Consider the following 17,139-nt stretch of genomic DNA (forward strand, 5'->3'; position numbering starts at 1 on the left):
TCTGGTCGATGTTGTCCCCGGGGTACTTACTTCCCTAATGCACGATTCGCTAGATTCGTAATGACAACATCGTCCATTGGCGGATTATGAAGTCCTGCACGAACATCGCGATACATACGCTCCAGCGGGAAACTCTTAGAAAGACTCAAGCCGCCTACAATTCTCATTGCGTGATCAACTACACGGAGTGCCGCATTGGTAGCAAGATGTTTAGCAACACCTAGCTCAATCTTCAAATTTTCACGATTGTTGATTTCCTTATCCCAACGATCTGCAGTATCATAAAGGAAGGTTCTTGCTGTAATTAAATCAAGCTCAATTCCTCCAATTAGACGCTTAATATTAGGTAGCTCAGCGATTGGAACTTGTAATGAATTAGGCTGGTGGTTCGCTGCAAATGAAAGGGCGAAATCCCTGGCGCCATGTGCAATTCCGAGATAACAAGCTGGAATATGCAGCATGTTACCGTCTGTTGGAACAGGCTTGCGCAGCTGATCTTTTGCTTTTCCACGAATGAGATATCGGTCCGGAACAAATACCTCTTTCAATGCAATATCATGACTGCCTGTGGAACGCATGCCTATCGTATTCCATGTCTCCAGCACTGTGGCGCCATCGCCTGCTTCTACGAGAAATGATCCTACAGTATCGGTATCTGACATCGTAGCTGCAATAATAAACTTGTTAAGAATCGGACTTAACGTACAGTACGATTTCTGACCGGTTATCCGCCAGCCACCCTCAACTTTAACGGCTGTCGTCTCAGGCTTACCACCACGGGTCGGACTGCCCATTGCTTGCTCACTTACCAATTCATTCAATACAAGCCCATCATTTACAACCTCAAGACATAGCTCACTAAAAAGCTCTTCTGGAATTGCACCTGATAGATGAAGCTGCTTCAATAAACCAATATGCCACCCGATTGCCAGTGCAGTGGAGCCGTCTCCTCTTGCCAGTCGCTCTTGAGAAAGAACCAGTTCGTAAATCGATGCTTCCTCTCCTCCATATTGCTTTGGTACGGTAAAAGCAAGGTATCCGCTATCTCTTAACTCATTAAAATTCTCAAAGGGAAATGTTCCTTCAAGATCATGCTTAGGAGCTCGCTCTGCAAAAATCCCTGCCAGCTGATCTGCTCTTGCTGCAATTTTTGCTTCCCGCTCATTTCGTATAAAACGATCTGAAGAATCAGAGTATGTCATCATTAACAACTGCCTTTCTCATAATCCATAGTGGTTTACTTCGTTTAATAGTAATGTTATTTCCTTAAAAATTGAATATAAAAAATCCGAGTTTTTCATTGTAAAAAGCCGTACTAGTCATCCGCCAAATGCTGTTTACGATATTCATTAGGTGTAAACCCATAAAACTTCTTGAATACATTAGAAAAATACTGCGGATCTTGCTCAAATCCACATTGTTCAGCTACTTCATATATTTTCAATGTAGGATGTAAAAGCAATAGCTCCTTCGCCTTCTTCATGCGAACAGAGGTCAAGAACTGAGTGTATTTCTCTCCTGTATCTTGTCGAAACAGCTTACCCAAATACTCCGAGTTAAGAAATAAATAATGCTGCGCCAGCCATTGCAAAGAAAGCTGTCTATTCTGAATATGCTGGATCGTTAATTGCTTTATTTTTATAACCAGCATCGCCTTCTTATCAATTTTCCGGTAATGATAGCTTGTATACAGCTTGCCTAACTCCTTCTGGAACGCTTGTATATCTTGACTTTCTACATTTGTGTGTACTGTACTAATGCCATATTCAGATTTCAACTGGGTGCGGATATAGGACAGGACATGATTATTGTTGTCTTGAATGGTATGCAATGATAACCCCTCACTTAATAATTGCTCGATCCATGCTCTCGATATCTTCATTAATTGGGCTTCATCACCATCAACAATCGCCTGGAGCAAATCACTAGGGATAGAGGAAGAAAGGATTCCTTGATTTTGGGGCATGCTTGAAGCAATGTTGCCCGCAGCATTACTACGAATAACATCTACCTCGCCCTTAGACCACTGCAAAGCCTCAGTAATCTCATGCTCATCACTTGGCTTTAGTAAATACCGTCGCACCCCAAAACGCATCGCCTGAGTAGCCAGTTCAAACTCTCCGAATCCTGACAATACAATAAAGACAATCTGGGAAGAAATCTTTGAGCCCTGCTCAATTAATTGAAGTCCGTCAATAATAGGCATTTTAATATCCGTAATGACTACATCCGGCTGGAGCGCTTGAATCTTCTCTAATGCCTGCTGTCCATTGATAGCTGTCCCTACCAACTCCATACCAAGGGTAATCCAGTCTATGGCTTCTGCAATTCCTTCCCTTGCCATTCGTTCATCATCGACGATTAAGACCCGATAGCTAGACATGACTATCTCCCTCCTTCAATAAAACAGGAATTGTAATTCGAATAATGGTTCCTTGATCCATGCCTTCCAAAATCCCAATACCATAGGGCTCTCCGTACAGTAATCGCAAACGTTCATGAATGCTTCTTAATCCAATGCCCTCTCCCGAGTCTTGCTCTAAATAATGCGTGTCCATCCCTGGACCTTGATCCGCAATCCAAATCTCTAATTGCTCGCCAAAACGTTCCCCGCTAATCGTAATGTGACACTCTCCTGTTAATTCATCAATACCGTACTTAATAGCATTTTCAACGATAGGCTGGAGGATGATTGCAGGAATATAACATTGGTTTAATTCATCAGGAATATTGATTTCACATTGCAGTCGTTCTTCAAAACGATATTTCTGAATGAGTAAATAGTTATGTACATGCTGAATTTCTTCCTGTAACATGACCATTTCCTTTCGACTTGTTGTGCTTCGCAACATATCACCCAAAGCTTTAACCATACTGGAGATGCGCTCTTGTCCCTGTCTGCGTGCCAGCCAGTTAATAGAATCTAACGTATTGTAGAGAAAATGAGGATTCAGCTTCGCCTTCAACGCTTCATACTGAGACTCCTTGAGATGGATTTGTTTGATGTAATTATCCTTAATTAAGCGGTCTAATGAGGCTGTCATTTTGTCAAAGCTATTCGTTAACCATCCGATTTCATCCCTATTCCTCACAGGCTCTTCTCGATAAGTCGCAAAATCACCTTGCTCTACCTTGCTCATCCGAACAGCCAGCGTCTCCAAAGGACGTGTAATGCTTCTTGCAAAAATTAAGCCTATCCACACAAGCGAAACAAGAATGAGCGTATATAACAGCAGTAGTATTTTCTTCATCAGAATGGCTTTCTGAAATAACGATTCATAAGGGACCAGATTCACCAATGTCCAACCTGTAAAGCTCATTGTAGATAAGGTACTTAAATATTTATGATGATTTAACGTGACCATCTCATAGCGCTCACCTGATCGTTCATTCTGTATTAAAGAGCTTGGCATAGGCTTATCTTTCCACTGCTCATCATTCCAATAGATTGGGGTATGATCTTCATAGATGAGTAACTTATTATTGGAAGATGATGGATTGGAGCCCATGGATTCAATTAAATCATCCGCATTCACTCGAACAATTAACGTCCCTAACGATGGAAAATCCATGCTCTTCACTCCCCTTATTTCCCTTAAGGAAGTAAAAATCTTGGAATCTCTTTCCCCACCCTTCCACAGACTGCCCCCTTCCTTCTGAGCGGCCATTGCAATAAATTGCTTACTATAAGCTGGTGCAGTCTCATCCTTGGTTGTGCCCAGCCAGTAACCCTTGCCCCAATAATCAATAATCGCTACAGAGCGAATCGGATAATTAAAGAAACGGTACGACAACAGCTTCTCTTCCATCGCATGAATCGCATAATAGGTTTCGCGACTATTCTTGCTCTGCTTGATCTTCTCCAGCCCTTGCTGAATGTCAGCGTCACTTGCAATCGATTGTGTCATTCGATCAATGGCGGCTAGCTTGTCCTCAATTCGCTCTGAATACAAATATAGCTTTTCACTTGTTTGTTCATAGACAAGCTGTTCATATAATTTATGCATATTTTGTACGTACAAAAGGCTAATGCCGCTCGTCAATAGAACACCGATCAAGACAAACAGTACCAGCTTATGTCTGATTCTTATTTTCATTCCGAATTCTCCCCTTGCACCGTCTAACCACTTCTATCGAACCCCGGAAACAATGCTCTAATAAAAAATACTCTATATTCCCCAGTAAAACAATAAGGGAATAAGAGTATAGTTGTTGGGAATATCGAAGTTTTCTAAATTTCTGACGATCTGAGAAGCGAACTTTAGTGGGTTATATTACAGAAAATTATCAATATTGAGGATATACGAGAGTTCATTTTTAGCTTTTACTAGCTAACTCAATCTCCGTAAACTCATCATTTCCCCATTCCTCCCAAGATCCCTCATACGGACGGATATCCGGGTATCCAAGTAAACGTAACACAAAATAGGTATGTGCCCCGCGTTGGTTGGTTTGGCAATAAGGAATAATCGTCTGGGGCCGCTCAAGACCAGCTTCGGTATACTCCTTTTCCAGGACAGAATGATCCTTAAAACGGGTAACCCCCTTCTCGTCTGCTTCCTGGAGTGCGTCACGCCATTCTTTATGAATCGCACCGGGAATACGTCCCCCTCTTCTATTGTTACGCTGATCCTCACCGTTATACTCTAAAATGCTGCGTGTATCTAGCAGAATAACATTTTGTAGTCCTGCCTGAAGTTCCTCTTTGGAAGTAATGAGTAGCGGGTTAGCAGTTAGACTTATTGAACCCTCGCTGCGAGGTGACGGCTGATCGCTAGAGACCTCATAACCTTCTGCCGTCCATGCCGCAAAGCCGCCATTAAGGAGCTTCAATTGATCTCGCAGCCCGTAATACTCAAGAACATAAAAGGCACGTGTGGCAAGCACATTATTACCTTCGTCATAAATTACAATCGTTGACTCCTTGGTGACCCCGAAGTCCTCTAACAATTGTTGTATCTGCTCTTTAGGAACAATCGATTTTTGAACAGGCTCTTTAAATGCTTTGACATTCAACCAGTAAGCACCCGGAATATGCGAGATTTCGTAGTTATTGGCTCTAGCGTCAAGCAGAATCAAATCCTGCCCGCCTCTATGCTCTTCCAGCCATTCGCTATCTACAAGCAGATGACCGTTAGGATATGATGAGTGTTGATCCGTCAAAATAACAAACTCCCCTCTACAATTAAAGTGGCTCGAAGCCTAAATTCTCCCTTAGCGTGTGCCCTGTATAGCTTGTTGGAAACAAGCCACGGCGTTGTAATTCCGGAACAACCAGATCAAGGAATGCTTCTGCTCCTCCGCTAGCTAGCTCAGGCATAACCGTAAAACCATCGGCTGCACCACTTATAAACCATTCTTCCATAGTATCAGCTATTTGCTTTGGCGTCCCTGCAATGTTTAACTGACCATGCCCAACCCAATGCTTCTCGAGGAGTTCCCGCAGGGTTACCGTCTGATTATTCACTACTTTTTGCACCATTTGATAAAAGGACTGATATGCATTGCCTCCACTTCTATCCGGTAGCTCGGGGAATGGCTCATCCAGTGGATAGCCTGAGAAATCAATGCCAAGCAGGTTGGATAATGACATAACCGCTCTTTTAATAGGTGCCAGCTGCTGAAGCTCCGTAGCGATTTTAAGCGCATCTTCTTCATTTTCAGAGACGATAACATGAAGGGCTGGCAGGATCTTAATCTGCTCGGGAGATCGTCCAGCTGCTATGGCTCTATCTTTAATGTCTTTGTAAAAGATACGTGCATCCTCAATGGACTGCTGAATCGTGAACAGTAATTCTGCAAACCCAGCAGCAAGATTTCTACCGTCCTCAGAGGCGCCAGCTTGGATCAGAAGAGGTCTGCCTTGAGGTGAGCGCATAAGATTTAATGCTCCACGTACGGAATAGAACTTCCCCTCATGGTGGATCTCGTGTACCTTATCGACCAGCGCATACACCCCTGATTCTTTATCCTGCACAAGCGCGTCAGATTCCCAACTATTCCATAGCTTTAAGGCCACCTCTGTAAATTCACGGGCACGCTCATAGCGTTCCGCATGAGGGGGTAATTCCGATAGTCCAAAATTAAACGCTGTTCGCTCAACCCCCGTCGTTACAATGTTCCAGCCCGCTCGCCCCCCGCTAATATGGTCCAGCGAAGACAACAATCTAGCTAAATTATAGGGCTCGTTGAACGTAGTGGATACAGTAGCGATTAAACCAATCCGTTCCGTTACAGTTGCGATTGACGCAAGTAAGGTTAGAGGCTCGAACCCAAAAATCGGACTATATTGCACCGCTGTAGCTTCAATGGATAGACCATCTGCAATAAAAAGCGAGTCGATACGAGCCGCTTCAGCTTTTTGAGCAATTCGAAGATACTGCTTGATGTCGTGAATATCTTTTAACTGTGTGCTCTCATGGCGCCATGCGCCTTTGTGGGAACCAGAATTTTGGAGAGCCAGGTTTAATATCATTCTACGACTTTGTTCGCTCATCGTTATCACCTTTACTCTTCTTATTTCATACCGCTTAGTGCGATGCCACGTATAATTTGCTTTTGGAAAATAAGGAATAACAAGATCAGTGGCGCTATTGAAATTGTTGTTCCGGCCATGATCAGAATCCAGTTACTTGTATCCTTGAGCTCACTGGAGAAATAAACAATCCCGACAGGCAATGTGAATTTCTCTTCCGTTTGTAGCACGATCAGCGGCCAAATGAACTGGTTCCAGTTTCCAATAAACGTGAGAATGATTAGGGTAACGATAGCAGGCTTTACGAGTGGAATCGCTATATTAAGCAGAATACGCCACTCATTTAGACCGTCGATGCGGGCGGCATCAAGTAGTTCAGAGGGGATAGAGTCCATAAATTGCCTCATAAGAAAGATCCCAAAGGCTGTAATAATGCTAGGGAACAACACACCCCAGTTGGTATCTGACCAGCCAAATTCGTTGGCAATCAAATACCATGGAATAATAAGCATTTCCGTTGGCACCATGATCGTGCTAATGATGATAAGAAAAATAACCTGCTTGCCGATAAAAGAAAATTTGGCGAGTACGTAGCCTGCCGCCGTATCAAAAATAACAACCGTGGCAGTTCCAATTAAAGAAATAATAAGTGTATTTTTGATCCAGTCGCCAAACGGAGCCTTTTTAAAAATCGTAGCATAGTTATCGAATGTTATGGTCTCTGGGATCAAGCTCAAGTTATATACATCCTGCGGAATTTTAAAAGAAGTGGCAACCATCCATAAAAAAGGAAACAGCATAATCCCGACACCGATAATGAGCAATAAGTAAATGAGTGCCGTATGAAGCTTCTTAACGGGTAATCTCTTGCTACTTTGGACTTTCCTTGCTGAGCTCATTGGAGCGTCCTCCTATTAATATTCTACTTTTTTATTCAAAACTTTTAATTGCAGTAGAGTGAGTACTAAAATAATCGCAAATAGCACTACCGTGGCAGCCGCTGCTCTGCCCATCTTGAACTGCTGGAACGCTAAATTGTAAATGTAGAGTACCATCGTTGTTGTACTGTTTAGAGGTCCCCCGTTAGTCATGCTTAGCACTTGCCCAAAGGATTGCAGATAAGAGATGACACCAATCACTGCTGAAAATACGATCACAGGATTCAGTAAAGGCAGCGTAATATGAACAAATTTCCGCCATCCGCTTGCTCCGTCAATAGACGCAGCTTCATAATACATTCGAGGTATCGCCTCTAGCCCAGTCATGAACACCAGCATTTGGAAGCCGATGCTTTGCCAGATCATCGTTAATGTCACAAGAATTAGCGCTTGGCGTGGAGATTGTAAAAATAATTGCGGCTCTATCCCTAACTGTAGTAACACTTCATTCAACCAGCCATTACGCATGAGAATCCAACGGAATACCCAGCTAACGGCGACAATGCTTGTTACGTAAGGGATAAAATAGATGGTTCGGAAAAAGCCACGAAAACGATAAATGCTTTGCAGAAGCAAAGCAACAGCTAGACCAGCAATGAGCTGGCCTGGGACGCCTATAAGAACGAATTTGAATGTATTTAAGATGGATTTACTAAAAATTTCATCGCTGAATATAGTGCTGAAATTTTCAAAACCGACGAAGGGCTTCTCTGAGGACAACAAATTCCATTCCCTTACGCTTACATTAAAGGCATAGAAGATGGGGATCATGCGTGTGCTGAGGAAATACAATAACGGTATACCCAGCACGATATAAATAAACAGGTATCGCTGCGTCTGATAGGACAGCCTTACACGGAACAGCTCCCTGCTTTTTCGGGCAGTAAGTCTGATGACATGTGTGAGCATCTCTGATATTTCCTCCCTTTAAAGAAGGATAGGGCGCTAGCAATGAGCTAAGCGCCGCTGATCCTGCTATTATTTTTTCTTGTCGACCTCAGCCCAGTAGTCATCGTAGAGCTTTTGCACTTTTGCCACAAGATCGCCAAAGGCCTTCTCTACAGAAACATGGTTTACCAATACTTCATTGGTCGCATCGACAAACAGCGTTTTTTCTTGCGTCTCATCGATGAAGAAATGCGCACGGCTATGATCAAGCTGAGTGATGAAAGGTCCGAGCTTCTCATCCTTCACATATTTATCCTGGCTTGCTACTGCTTTCTGTGCAGGCAGTTCCCCGATCCGGTCCACCCATTTCTCTTGAACTTCTTTGCTTGTTAAAAATTTCAGAAACTCCGTAGCGGCTTTTAGCTTATCCCCTTCTACGTTTTTCGGGATTGCATTCGCCCAGAACGAGGACGGTGTTGACTGGGCTTTATAAGATGGAAGTGGTGCAACTCCGAAATTCAAGTTCGCAAAATCCTTCTTAATGGAGCCTAGACGGAACGAACCGTCAATATTGAGTGCTGCGTAACCATTCATAAAAGCATTGCTATCATTTTCATAGAAACCATTAATACCGACCTTATGCTTGATGGCGAAATCGAGCAAGTATTGGAAAGCTTCCAAGCCAGCTGGCGTATCCCCCCATAAAATTTTGCGGCGATCTTCGCTTAAATCCTGGCCGCCCGCTTGAGGCAAAAGACCATCACGATACCAGTGATGCAGCTGTGCCCCAGGCTCCCATGCCAAGCCTTCTACAACAAACTGACCTTTAGCATCCTTTTCGGTTAGTTTTATAGAATCTTCGACAAGCTGCTCCCAAGTCGTTGGAAGCTCCTTGATTTGTGCCTTGTCTAGCAGGTCTTTGTTATAAAATAAAGCGAGTGTGCGCACTGCGGTAGGAATGGCGTAGTAGGAGCCGTCGATTTTGGCGGCTTCAACGAGCGGGTAGTAGTCTTTTTCAATTTCCGCAGTAGGGAAGCTGTCTTGAGGCAGTGGCTGCAAGTAGCCTGCGGCAACATATTTCGGTAACCAGCCATAATAGAGATTAATAATATCCGGGCCTTTTCCTGCCGGTACGAGCGTGGCTACCTTTTGATTATATTGGTCATAGGGGAAGTTGGTTTGCTTGACCTTAATGTTTGGATGAAGGGTTTGGAATTCTGTAATGAGTTCATCAATCAGCTCGACTTTAGCTGGAAATTCATATTGCCAATATTCAATCGATACTTCTTTTTCCGGTTCACTCTTTTCCGAAGCTGTAGGTTCGGTCGCCGCATTGGACGGCTTTGCGCTTTCTTTTTTATCATTACTACTGCCGCTACTGTTACTGCTGCATCCAGCAAGCACCAAGATGATGGCGAGCAAGGTTGTGATTGATTTTATCCCTTTTTGATTTTGCATGATATCCACTCCTATTTTTATAAAATGTCTATACTAACCTTGCTTGGAAAAGGTTGTATTCGAGGTAACTTCATCATGCCGTAGCTGTTCAAGGTTCAATAGGCGACGCGCATTATTGCCGAATATTTTTTCAATGTCGTCTTCTGGTATGCGAAGATCACGCGTTGCACGAACTTGATCCTGTAAGTAGCGATAAGGGAAGCCTCTTGGAAAACCGCTAGCATCTGTACCGAAAATGATCCGGTCTGGTCCGATTAGCTCATAGGTTTTGCGAAGTACAGACTCCAAGGTTAGCTCGTAGGGCATCCAACGCATCCACTGGTTAGAGCCTGACGTATCTACATACACGTTCGGGCAGCTCCAGCATAAGTGCAACAATTCCTGAAAATATCCAGCTCCGAAGTGCGGAATAATGAATGGAATGTCCGGATAATCACGAGCCGTATTAAAAATAGCAAGCGGACTAATATTGGGATGATGAGCGATCCCTCCCGCATGACCTAGCAAGCCAAAGTGGATAAGTACAGGTAATCTCTTTTCAGATAAGAAGTTCCAAATCGGTGTGAAAGAAGGATCATCAAAGGGGCGTGAGATTAACGGTCCAAACAGTTTGTAGCCCTTCAAGCCAAGCTCATTGACCGCTCTGCGCAGCTCAGCCTCCGCACCTTCTTCCTCAATCGAATGATAAGCAAAGCCCGTAAAGCGGTCTGGATGTCTGGAAATTTGGTCTGCCATATTGTCATTATTTAAGGCTGTTAGAAAGTTCAGCCCACCGATTCCGTATTTATCAAGCTCCTGAACCCATCGATCAATCAGTGGGGTAGTATCACTCTCGTCATGTACAGGTGCCGGTTCGGGAAAGTCCCAGGTCAGACGCATTCGTTCGCTGCGCTCGGCGCCGTAGCTTGAAATAAGTGCATGACTATTTTTGCTGCCTAATTGAAGCTGGTAGGGTAGATGTCCGTGAATATCAAACACTTTGAACGATTTGCGAAACATCCGATCACTCCATTTCTTTTGACTGGTTCTATATAAGACGAAATTATGATCAAACGTAGGGCTCGGTCGTCACTTTCTTTTGTTCATCTTATATAATTGGTTAAACTATCATCGAGCTGTGCTGAGGCGGTCGCTAAATGTGTTTCTCGTTCACTAAGCCACTCTTCCAAGCTGTGCAGCCTGCCGTGTTGAGCTTCCAATGCCCGTTTGATTTCACTCGGACTCGGTCCTCCTCTAAGCTTGCGGATGTTGACAAAATGCTCAGGGTCTAGAGCTAGCTTAAATTTCTCCCTGCTGAGCCTAAGAGGACCGCCGATGGTATGAATAGCGATCTCATTCAGGGATTGCAGGTCTAATTCCCCAACGCCTATCCCTTGTTCAACTGCCTGTGACACAAGCCTACTTACAATTTTGTGAGCATTGCGGAATGGAATTCCTTCTTCCCTTACCAACGTGTCTGCAAGCTCTGTTACGGTTGCAAAGCTCGCTGCTGCACGCTTGTTAAGTACATCTTTATTGATTTCCAAGGAGTCAATTACCTTTGACAGCAGTCTGTAGACAACCTCAAGCGTATCAAGGCTTTTCCAAGCAAAGGGCTGCAGATCATCCTCCGTGTCGACGATATCGCCAAAAGGGGTGTTATGAATCATCGTGAGCACAGTTTGAGAAGCTCCAACAATGCTGGATAATAACGAGCGAATGTGCTCGATCGACACGGGGTTTCTTTTTTGCGGCATAATCGAACTGATTTGTACATAAGGGGCAGCAACCTTTATAACCGCAAATTCCTGAGTACACCACAGCAATAGCTCTTGAACGAAACGCCCGAGATTAATCGCTGCCAGCTGCGTACCAGAAGCAATCTCAGCAACATAATCTGCTCCACTTACCGCGTCATAAGAGTTCTCGACGAGTCCATCAAACGCAAGCAGTTCTGCCACACGTTCTCGATTGATGTCATAGCCTGACGTAGTTAGAGCAGCTGCTCCCAGGCTACTTAAATTACAGTTGGCATAAGCAGCCTGAAGCCTGCGAATATCCCGGGCCAGTGAATCACTTACCGCGGCGATATAATGGGCGATTGTAGTAGGCTGTGCTTGCTGAGTATGAGTATGGGCGATAAAGATCGTCTCCGTATGCTTCCCGGCAAAATCAAGCAGGCTAGCATGTAGTTCAAGCGCAGAGTGAAGTGTTCGAAGCAGCTTTTGCCGTAATGTAATTCGGTAAATGGCAATCCCCATATCGTTGCGACTGCGTGCAAGATGCAGATTACTTGAAGAGTCATCCGATAATTTCAGAAGCTTATCCTCAACTTCAAAGAATAAATCCTCAAACTGTCCAGTGTAATTCCCTTGTCTAAATTGCTCCAAATCAATGCTGAGTAAAGCCTTTGCTATGTTTGTGGCATCCTTTTTGGATAATAAACTTTGCTCAAATAGCATAACGAGATGTGCTTTATGTACTGCAATCATCGGTAAGAGCAGCTCTTGCTTCGCATGATTGTAGGCGGGTTCCAGCACGGCTTCCACGTAGGTTTTACTGGGAAACTGGTTTCCCTCCTCTTGTCCATGCCTTCTAATGACCAAATTATAGGACCTCCCTTTATAAACGCCGTTACGATCAATAGCGGAAAGATAAATGGCAGGGAAAATAAAAACAGCCAGAGAAAATCGCAAGCGTGCGACATCTCCGGCTGTCCGGTTGAATGTGTATTATTCTTATTGGAATGATATGAAAAGGATGATAGCATCATTTGAAATTATTTACAATACTTTTTTTATTAACAAAATATGAGTATATAAAAATTGTGAGATTGAGGGGTTTATTTTCTCAGTTACTTATGATGCGGTTCTCGTTAGCTCAATATTCGGTTTCTATATCCAATCATCGAAATGATCGTCTACAAATGCAATCTCATTCTCATAGTGAGCCAACTGTCCCTCATCAATCATCTTTTGAAAAGCCTGGTTTCCGTTAGCAGCAAAATTTTTTATCGTATCACATAGAACAATCAATCGTTCAATAATCCATTCCCGCAGATTAGTAGGAACGGGTATACCATAAGATTCAAAAAACAAATGAATTCGCCGACGGCGCTCTGCAGCATGTTTTTCATGCTGATAGGGTACTATTTCCATTTTCCCTGAAGAAAAGTAAGGCATGAAATCGCCAAGCGGTATCGATGTGTACAGGGTATATGCAATGTCCAACAGGCGCGGACCTGGGCCTGCCATATCAAAATCAATCAGCGCCGCCGGCTGACCATTCCTAAAGACAAGGTTATAAAACGCTGCATCATTATGGCAGATCACTTCGTGCTCGGCATCATTAGCATATATAAGCTGCCATTTGGCCTCACTACTGGGTGTAAAGGACCCCGTCCCATCATGGAACTGACGTAAAAGTTGCGCCAAGCCCACAAGCGTTTCGTCCGTCCACCATGTGTATGTTTCAAGCTCCGGCTGATTAATATCTCCACTAACAAATGTCAATATCTCACGGCCGGAGTCATCGATTCCGAGAAATCTTGGTGCTCCCTCAAAGCCTTGTCTTTCTAAATGTTTGAGCAGTTCATGAACACTTGAACTCCAATATCCTATAGGGCGACGAACAGTGTCTCCTATACGAACTATATGGTTTACATTTCCGCCACTCAACACTTCTTCTTGAGTCATAAGGTTCATTCCTCGCTTCTCCATGCATGATCATTGCAGATTTCACCTGAGGTTCTCACCTGATAATAGCAAAATGCTACTGATTTTTACTGATCAAAAACAATTATAATTAAACATTCATGACCCTAGCAGATCACAGGCTAACTGCCCGTTAGCGTAAAAACGACTCTTTCCATCAGCTTCCGACCTCTTTGGCAGCATCGTTACGAATCAGGCAAGAAGCCAAGAATCCGATCCCCAGCACAAGTGCCAACAAAATAAAGGTGAGCGAGAAGTTGTCCGTTCTCATGCACTGAATCGCAATAATTGGCCCTAAACTCGTTCCCGCAAACAGGATAAACGTATAAACAGATACCGCGATGCCACGCGATTGCCCACCAAACTGACCCACAAGAGATATGAGGGCTGGACCTACAAGAGCGATGCCCGCAATAAAGATGACGCTCATAATCACAAGCAACGTTAAGTTTGAGATTAGACCTAAAGAGGCAAGCCCGAGTACAGCTAATAATAATCCTCCACGCAATATCTTCATTGTGCCGAAACGCTCAGCAAGCAGTCCTGCAAAGGGTGAAAGCAACATCCCTAACACACCAGCGGAACGAACGTATAAACTCTCCTGTTTGCTTAGCCCAAATGTCGAGCCGCTCAAATATGTGCCGAGCACCGTCGACATACTTACGAACGACATCAAAAGTACCAACGCCACTAAATAAGCAAGTATGAGGTTCTTACGGGCAAATAATTTCCCTATGTTTCGAATCGGATCCAGGATACTGGAATTTGGATTCTGAAAATCCGCTTTAGGCAGGAATTTCAAGACCAGGATAGCAGTAATGGAATAAACCACTGCCAAAAAATAAAAAATGGCGTTCCATCCATAATATTGGCTAACAATTCCACTCATCACTTGTCCAACGATTCCGGCTACCATAAATCCGGTTGTAATGAACCCGATCGCCGTGACCCGTTTTTGCGCAGGGAACATTTCAACAGCATAGGCAAGTGCAACAGGAGAGAACGTTGCCGCAGCCGCCCCCTGAAATCCACGTAATACAATGATCCAGGAAAAATCGCGGACCAGGCCAATAAGCAAAGATATGCAGATTAACGTAATTAATCCGATAAATATAACACTCTTGCGGCCATATTTTTCAGATAATGGACCATAGATAAGACAACCTATCGCAAATCCCAACGAGAAGATACTGCCTGCAGTTGCAGCCTGCGTGGAAGATACTCCAAAGACATCCGAGAACAAGGGAATGAGCGGAAGGGTAACGTACAGGCTAGACATGATAACCATGCCTGCCCAGCACAGAATCATGGTCATGGCGGTATAATTTCTGGAGGGATGATTAGCTGATATGGCTTGGTTCATAAGAACACCTCTTTTTTAAAAGATGACGCCCCTGCGGAGCTCACATCAAGAGCCCCCTTCGCTGGATTAGCGGAAGGGGCCAGTTCAAGTTTATGCCGTAAGGCGATCCTACAAAACTTGTCGTTCTAGATCAATTTTTGAAATAATTTCCTTCCAGGTCACGCAGGAGATTCGCATGCTCAGGCTTCCATCCGAGCAGTTCTTGGGTCAACTTACTCGAAGCCTGGATGTTTTGCGAAGCGAAATGCGTCAGCCAACCAAAGTGACCAGGAGCATCTTCAACTGACTTGCTGATCACAGGCAAATCGAGGTGGCGACCAATGACTTCAGCAATCTCACGAATGGACACACCTTCCTCGGCGATTGCATGCAGCTTGGAGCCTGCAGGTGCAGCTTCAACTGCCAGTCGGTAAAGTCGCGCTGCATCCAGACGGTGTACAGCAGCCCAACGGTTTGCACCTTCGCCCACATAAGCTGAGGCACCTGTACGACGAGCGACATTAATCAATGCCGGAACAAAACCGCCGCGGTCACCAGCGCCGTGTACTGAAGGTGGTAGTCTCAATACGGATACACGTACGTTCTTAGAAGCCAAGGATAGAGCCTCTTCTTCAGAAGCAATACGGTGCTTACCCGCAGTGCTGGCATCAGGAGCATCTTCCTCAGTGTTAATTCTACTTGGTGCAAGATGGCCAATTACGGAAGTAACAACCAAAGGGCGGCCAGAACCGGCAAGCACTTCACCGAAAGTCTGAACTGCACGCAGGTCTGTGACTCCAGCACCTGTCATGTTAGAAAAGTCGTGGTTGAAGGCCGTATGAATGACACCATCCGCTGCTTCTGCACCGCTTCTAAGACTTTCAGGATTATCCAAAGAACCACGGTGTACAGTTACCCCGGCTTTAAGAAGAGCACTAGCCGCTTCTTCCGAGCGAGCCAAACCAATGACTTCATGCCCTGCTGTTAACAATTCATTTACAACGGCAGAGCCGATGAAACCAGTCGCTCCAGTTACAAAAATACGCATTAAGAGATCCTCCTCTAAATATTAAATCTACTTGAATCGACGAAAAGATGATGACGTAATCGGAATTCGTGGTTTCAAGGATAATTTAATTTTAGAAGATATACTGACCTAAGAATTGCCTGTTCTGGTTCACTTGTTGCCTATTTCAACGGAAGTTGTTGACGTAATCCTGCAATGTCTCTTTTGGGCGGATTTCCAAAAAAGCGGCTGTAATCCCGATTAAATTGCGAGGGACTAGCATAGCCTACTAGATTGCAGGCTGTTGTCGCGTCCATTGCTTCAGATACCATTAACCGTCTCGCTTCATGCAGACGAAGTGCTTTTTGATATTGTAGGGGACTCATTGAAGTAATGGACTTAAAGTGCACACGAAAAGTAGACTCACTCATATGTGCCATTTCCGCCAATTCCGCAACTTTCATGGGATGGGAATAATGATTACGGAGCCAAGCGACCGCCTTTGTAACCAGATTGACTTCCGAACCTGCAAAACCAAGTTCAGCGATCCGAGCTCCAATAGGACTGCGCAGAACACGTAGCAAAATTTCATCCATTACAAGGGGGCCGAGCAATTCGGCATCACTGGTATTGGTTAGACATTCTACAAGCCTTGAGGTAGCGTTAATCATTCCTGCATCGGCATTAAGAACATAACCGGCACTCCATTTCGTTACGGCAGGCACTCCATTTGGATATACTCTGAGCGCTAATTCAGCAATTTTTTGCGGGTCAAGTACCAGCTTCACACTTAAATAAGGCTCCGAGCGGCTAGCGTGAGTAACCTTCAAAGCAATCGGCAGCGCAACAGGGAGCATAAGGATTTGCGATTGAGCGAATTGATAGACCTCTTGCCCCACTGTCACTGTCTTAGCCCCTTGTGCAACAATTAACATGGAGGGCAAGTCGAAAGATTTGACCTCGTCCTTACTTGCTGCAGAATAACGGCCCACAGACAAAGCAGGAATACGTTGTCTAAAGGTCCCATCATACGGAGTATGGTCACTAATCAACTTGGCCAAGCGAAGCGTCTCTACAGCAAGCGATTCCTTGATGCTACCGTTCGCAGGTATAGCCAATGTATGTTCGGATTGGAATGTCATAAGTACAATAGCACCTCCAATGGCTCTATCCTGTATTGTTTCATATGTTTTGACATGTATCCCGGTCCATTAGAAATGGGACTATGTAAACAATAATACAATTTCATAAAAGTTTATATCAGTATAATTTTAAAGTTGCTTCTCATAGAAAAAAAACCTTCAAGCGGTAATGCCATGCTGCAATCACAAGGCATCCGC

At 44.2% G+C, this 17,139-nt stretch carries 14 protein-coding genes; all 14 read right to left on the bottom strand.

Annotation, left to right across the window (positions count from 1 at the left end; genetic code table 11):
* Positions 1-26: 26 nt before the first annotated feature.
* Positions 27-1,202 (bottom strand): acyl-CoA dehydrogenase family protein, encoded by a 1,176-nt coding sequence (locus ACFVU8_RS13890; protein ID WP_387428029.1) that lies wholly within the window; start codon positions 1,200-1,202, stop codon positions 27-29.
* A 113-nt stretch (positions 1,203-1,315) separates the two neighbouring features.
* Entirely contained in the window at positions 1,316-2,383 is a 1,068-nt protein-coding gene (locus ACFVU8_RS13895; protein WP_387427940.1) for a response regulator transcription factor, read from the bottom strand.
* Positions 2,376-4,097 carry a cache domain-containing sensor histidine kinase gene (locus tag ACFVU8_RS13900; protein WP_387427942.1) on the bottom strand — a complete coding sequence of 574 codons (1,722 nt, stop codon included), beginning with the start codon at positions 4,095-4,097 and terminating at the stop codon, positions 2,376-2,378. Before ACFVU8_RS13900 ends, ACFVU8_RS13895 begins: the two co-directional genes overlap by 8 nt.
* 220 nt (positions 4,098-4,317) lie before the next feature.
* Complete coding sequence (locus ACFVU8_RS13905; protein ID WP_387427943.1) at positions 4,318-5,163, bottom strand: sulfurtransferase; 846 nt, start codon at positions 5,161-5,163, stop codon at positions 4,318-4,320.
* A gap of 22 nt (positions 5,164-5,185) precedes the next feature.
* A complete protein-coding gene (locus tag ACFVU8_RS13910) occupies positions 5,186-6,496 on the bottom strand; it encodes an LLM class flavin-dependent oxidoreductase (protein ID WP_387427945.1) in 1,311 nt (436 codons plus the stop codon).
* Positions 6,497-6,516: 20 nt separating this feature from the next.
* Positions 6,517-7,374: a carbohydrate ABC transporter permease gene (locus ACFVU8_RS13915; RefSeq protein ID WP_387427947.1), complete on the bottom strand. Its 858-nt coding sequence runs from the start codon at positions 7,372-7,374 to the stop codon at positions 6,517-6,519.
* A 15-nt stretch (positions 7,375-7,389) separates the two neighbouring features.
* Complete coding sequence (locus tag ACFVU8_RS13920; protein WP_379468227.1) at positions 7,390-8,322, bottom strand: carbohydrate ABC transporter permease; 933 nt, start codon at positions 8,320-8,322, stop codon at positions 7,390-7,392.
* Positions 8,323-8,391: 69 nt separating this feature from the next.
* Positions 8,392-9,759 (bottom strand): extracellular solute-binding protein, encoded by a 1,368-nt coding sequence (locus ACFVU8_RS13925; protein WP_387427949.1) that lies wholly within the window; start codon positions 9,757-9,759, stop codon positions 8,392-8,394.
* Positions 9,760-9,792: 33 nt separating this feature from the next.
* On the bottom strand, positions 9,793-10,758 hold the full coding sequence (locus ACFVU8_RS13930) for an amidohydrolase family protein (protein ID WP_387427951.1): 966 nt from the start codon (positions 10,756-10,758) through the stop codon (positions 9,793-9,795).
* An 83-nt stretch (positions 10,759-10,841) separates the two neighbouring features.
* On the bottom strand, positions 10,842-12,344 hold the full coding sequence (gene argH / locus ACFVU8_RS13935; RefSeq protein WP_387427953.1) for an argininosuccinate lyase: 1,503 nt from the start codon (positions 12,342-12,344) through the stop codon (positions 10,842-10,844).
* A gap of 288 nt (positions 12,345-12,632) precedes the next feature.
* A complete protein-coding gene (locus tag ACFVU8_RS13940; RefSeq protein WP_387427955.1) occupies positions 12,633-13,442 on the bottom strand; it encodes a phosphotransferase in 810 nt (269 codons plus the stop codon).
* Between the two features lie 166 nt (positions 13,443-13,608).
* Complete coding sequence (locus ACFVU8_RS13945; protein ID WP_387427958.1) at positions 13,609-14,814, bottom strand: MFS transporter; 1,206 nt, start codon at positions 14,812-14,814, stop codon at positions 13,609-13,611.
* Positions 14,815-14,944: 130 nt separating this feature from the next.
* A complete protein-coding gene (locus ACFVU8_RS13950; protein ID WP_379468239.1) occupies positions 14,945-15,841 on the bottom strand; it encodes an SDR family oxidoreductase in 897 nt (298 codons plus the stop codon).
* Positions 15,842-15,981: 140 nt separating this feature from the next.
* Entirely contained in the window at positions 15,982-16,941 is a 960-nt protein-coding gene (locus ACFVU8_RS13955) for an AraC family transcriptional regulator (protein WP_387427960.1), read from the bottom strand.
* Between the last annotated feature and the right edge of the window lie 198 nt (positions 16,942-17,139).

The sequence above is a fragment of the Paenibacillus sp. NPDC058177 genome, assembly GCF_042883835.1.
GTDB lineage: Bacteria > Bacillota > Bacilli > Paenibacillales > Paenibacillaceae > Paenibacillus_AQ > Paenibacillus_AQ agri.

What these genes read in the sequence shown, in the direction of transcription:
- ACFVU8_RS13895 (WP_387427940.1), bottom strand. Translation starts at nt 2,383, where the DNA reads ATGTCTAGCTATCGGGTCTTAATCGTCGATGATGAACGAATGGCAAGG.
- ACFVU8_RS13950 (WP_379468239.1), bottom strand. Translation starts at nt 15,841, where the DNA reads ATGCGTATTTTTGTAACTGGAGCGACTGGTTTCATCGGCTCTGCCGTT.
- ACFVU8_RS13955 (WP_387427960.1), bottom strand. Translation starts at nt 16,941, where the DNA reads ATGACATTCCAATCCGAACATACATTGGCTATACCTGCGAACGGTAGC.
- ACFVU8_RS13930 (WP_387427951.1), bottom strand. Translation starts at nt 10,758, where the DNA reads ATGTTTCGCAAATCGTTCAAAGTGTTTGATATTCACGGACATCTACCC.
- ACFVU8_RS13910 (WP_387427945.1), bottom strand. Translation starts at nt 6,496, where the DNA reads ATGAGCGAACAAAGTCGTAGAATGATATTAAACCTGGCTCTCCAAAAT.
- ACFVU8_RS13900 (WP_387427942.1), bottom strand. Translation starts at nt 4,097, where the DNA reads ATGAAAATAAGAATCAGACATAAGCTGGTACTGTTTGTCTTGATCGGT.
- ACFVU8_RS13945 (WP_387427958.1), bottom strand. Translation starts at nt 14,814, where the DNA reads ATGAACCAAGCCATATCAGCTAATCATCCCTCCAGAAATTATACCGCC.
- ACFVU8_RS13890 (WP_387428029.1), bottom strand. Translation starts at nt 1,202, where the DNA reads ATGACATACTCTGATTCTTCAGATCGTTTTATACGAAATGAGCGGGAA.
- ACFVU8_RS13940 (WP_387427955.1), bottom strand. Translation starts at nt 13,442, where the DNA reads ATGAACCTTATGACTCAAGAAGAAGTGTTGAGTGGCGGAAATGTAAAC.
- ACFVU8_RS13925 (WP_387427949.1), bottom strand. Translation starts at nt 9,759, where the DNA reads ATGCAAAATCAAAAAGGGATAAAATCAATCACAACCTTGCTCGCCATC.
- ACFVU8_RS13915 (WP_387427947.1), bottom strand. Translation starts at nt 7,374, where the DNA reads ATGAGCTCAGCAAGGAAAGTCCAAAGTAGCAAGAGATTACCCGTTAAG.
- ACFVU8_RS13920 (WP_379468227.1), bottom strand. Translation starts at nt 8,322, where the DNA reads ATGCTCACACATGTCATCAGACTTACTGCCCGAAAAAGCAGGGAGCTG.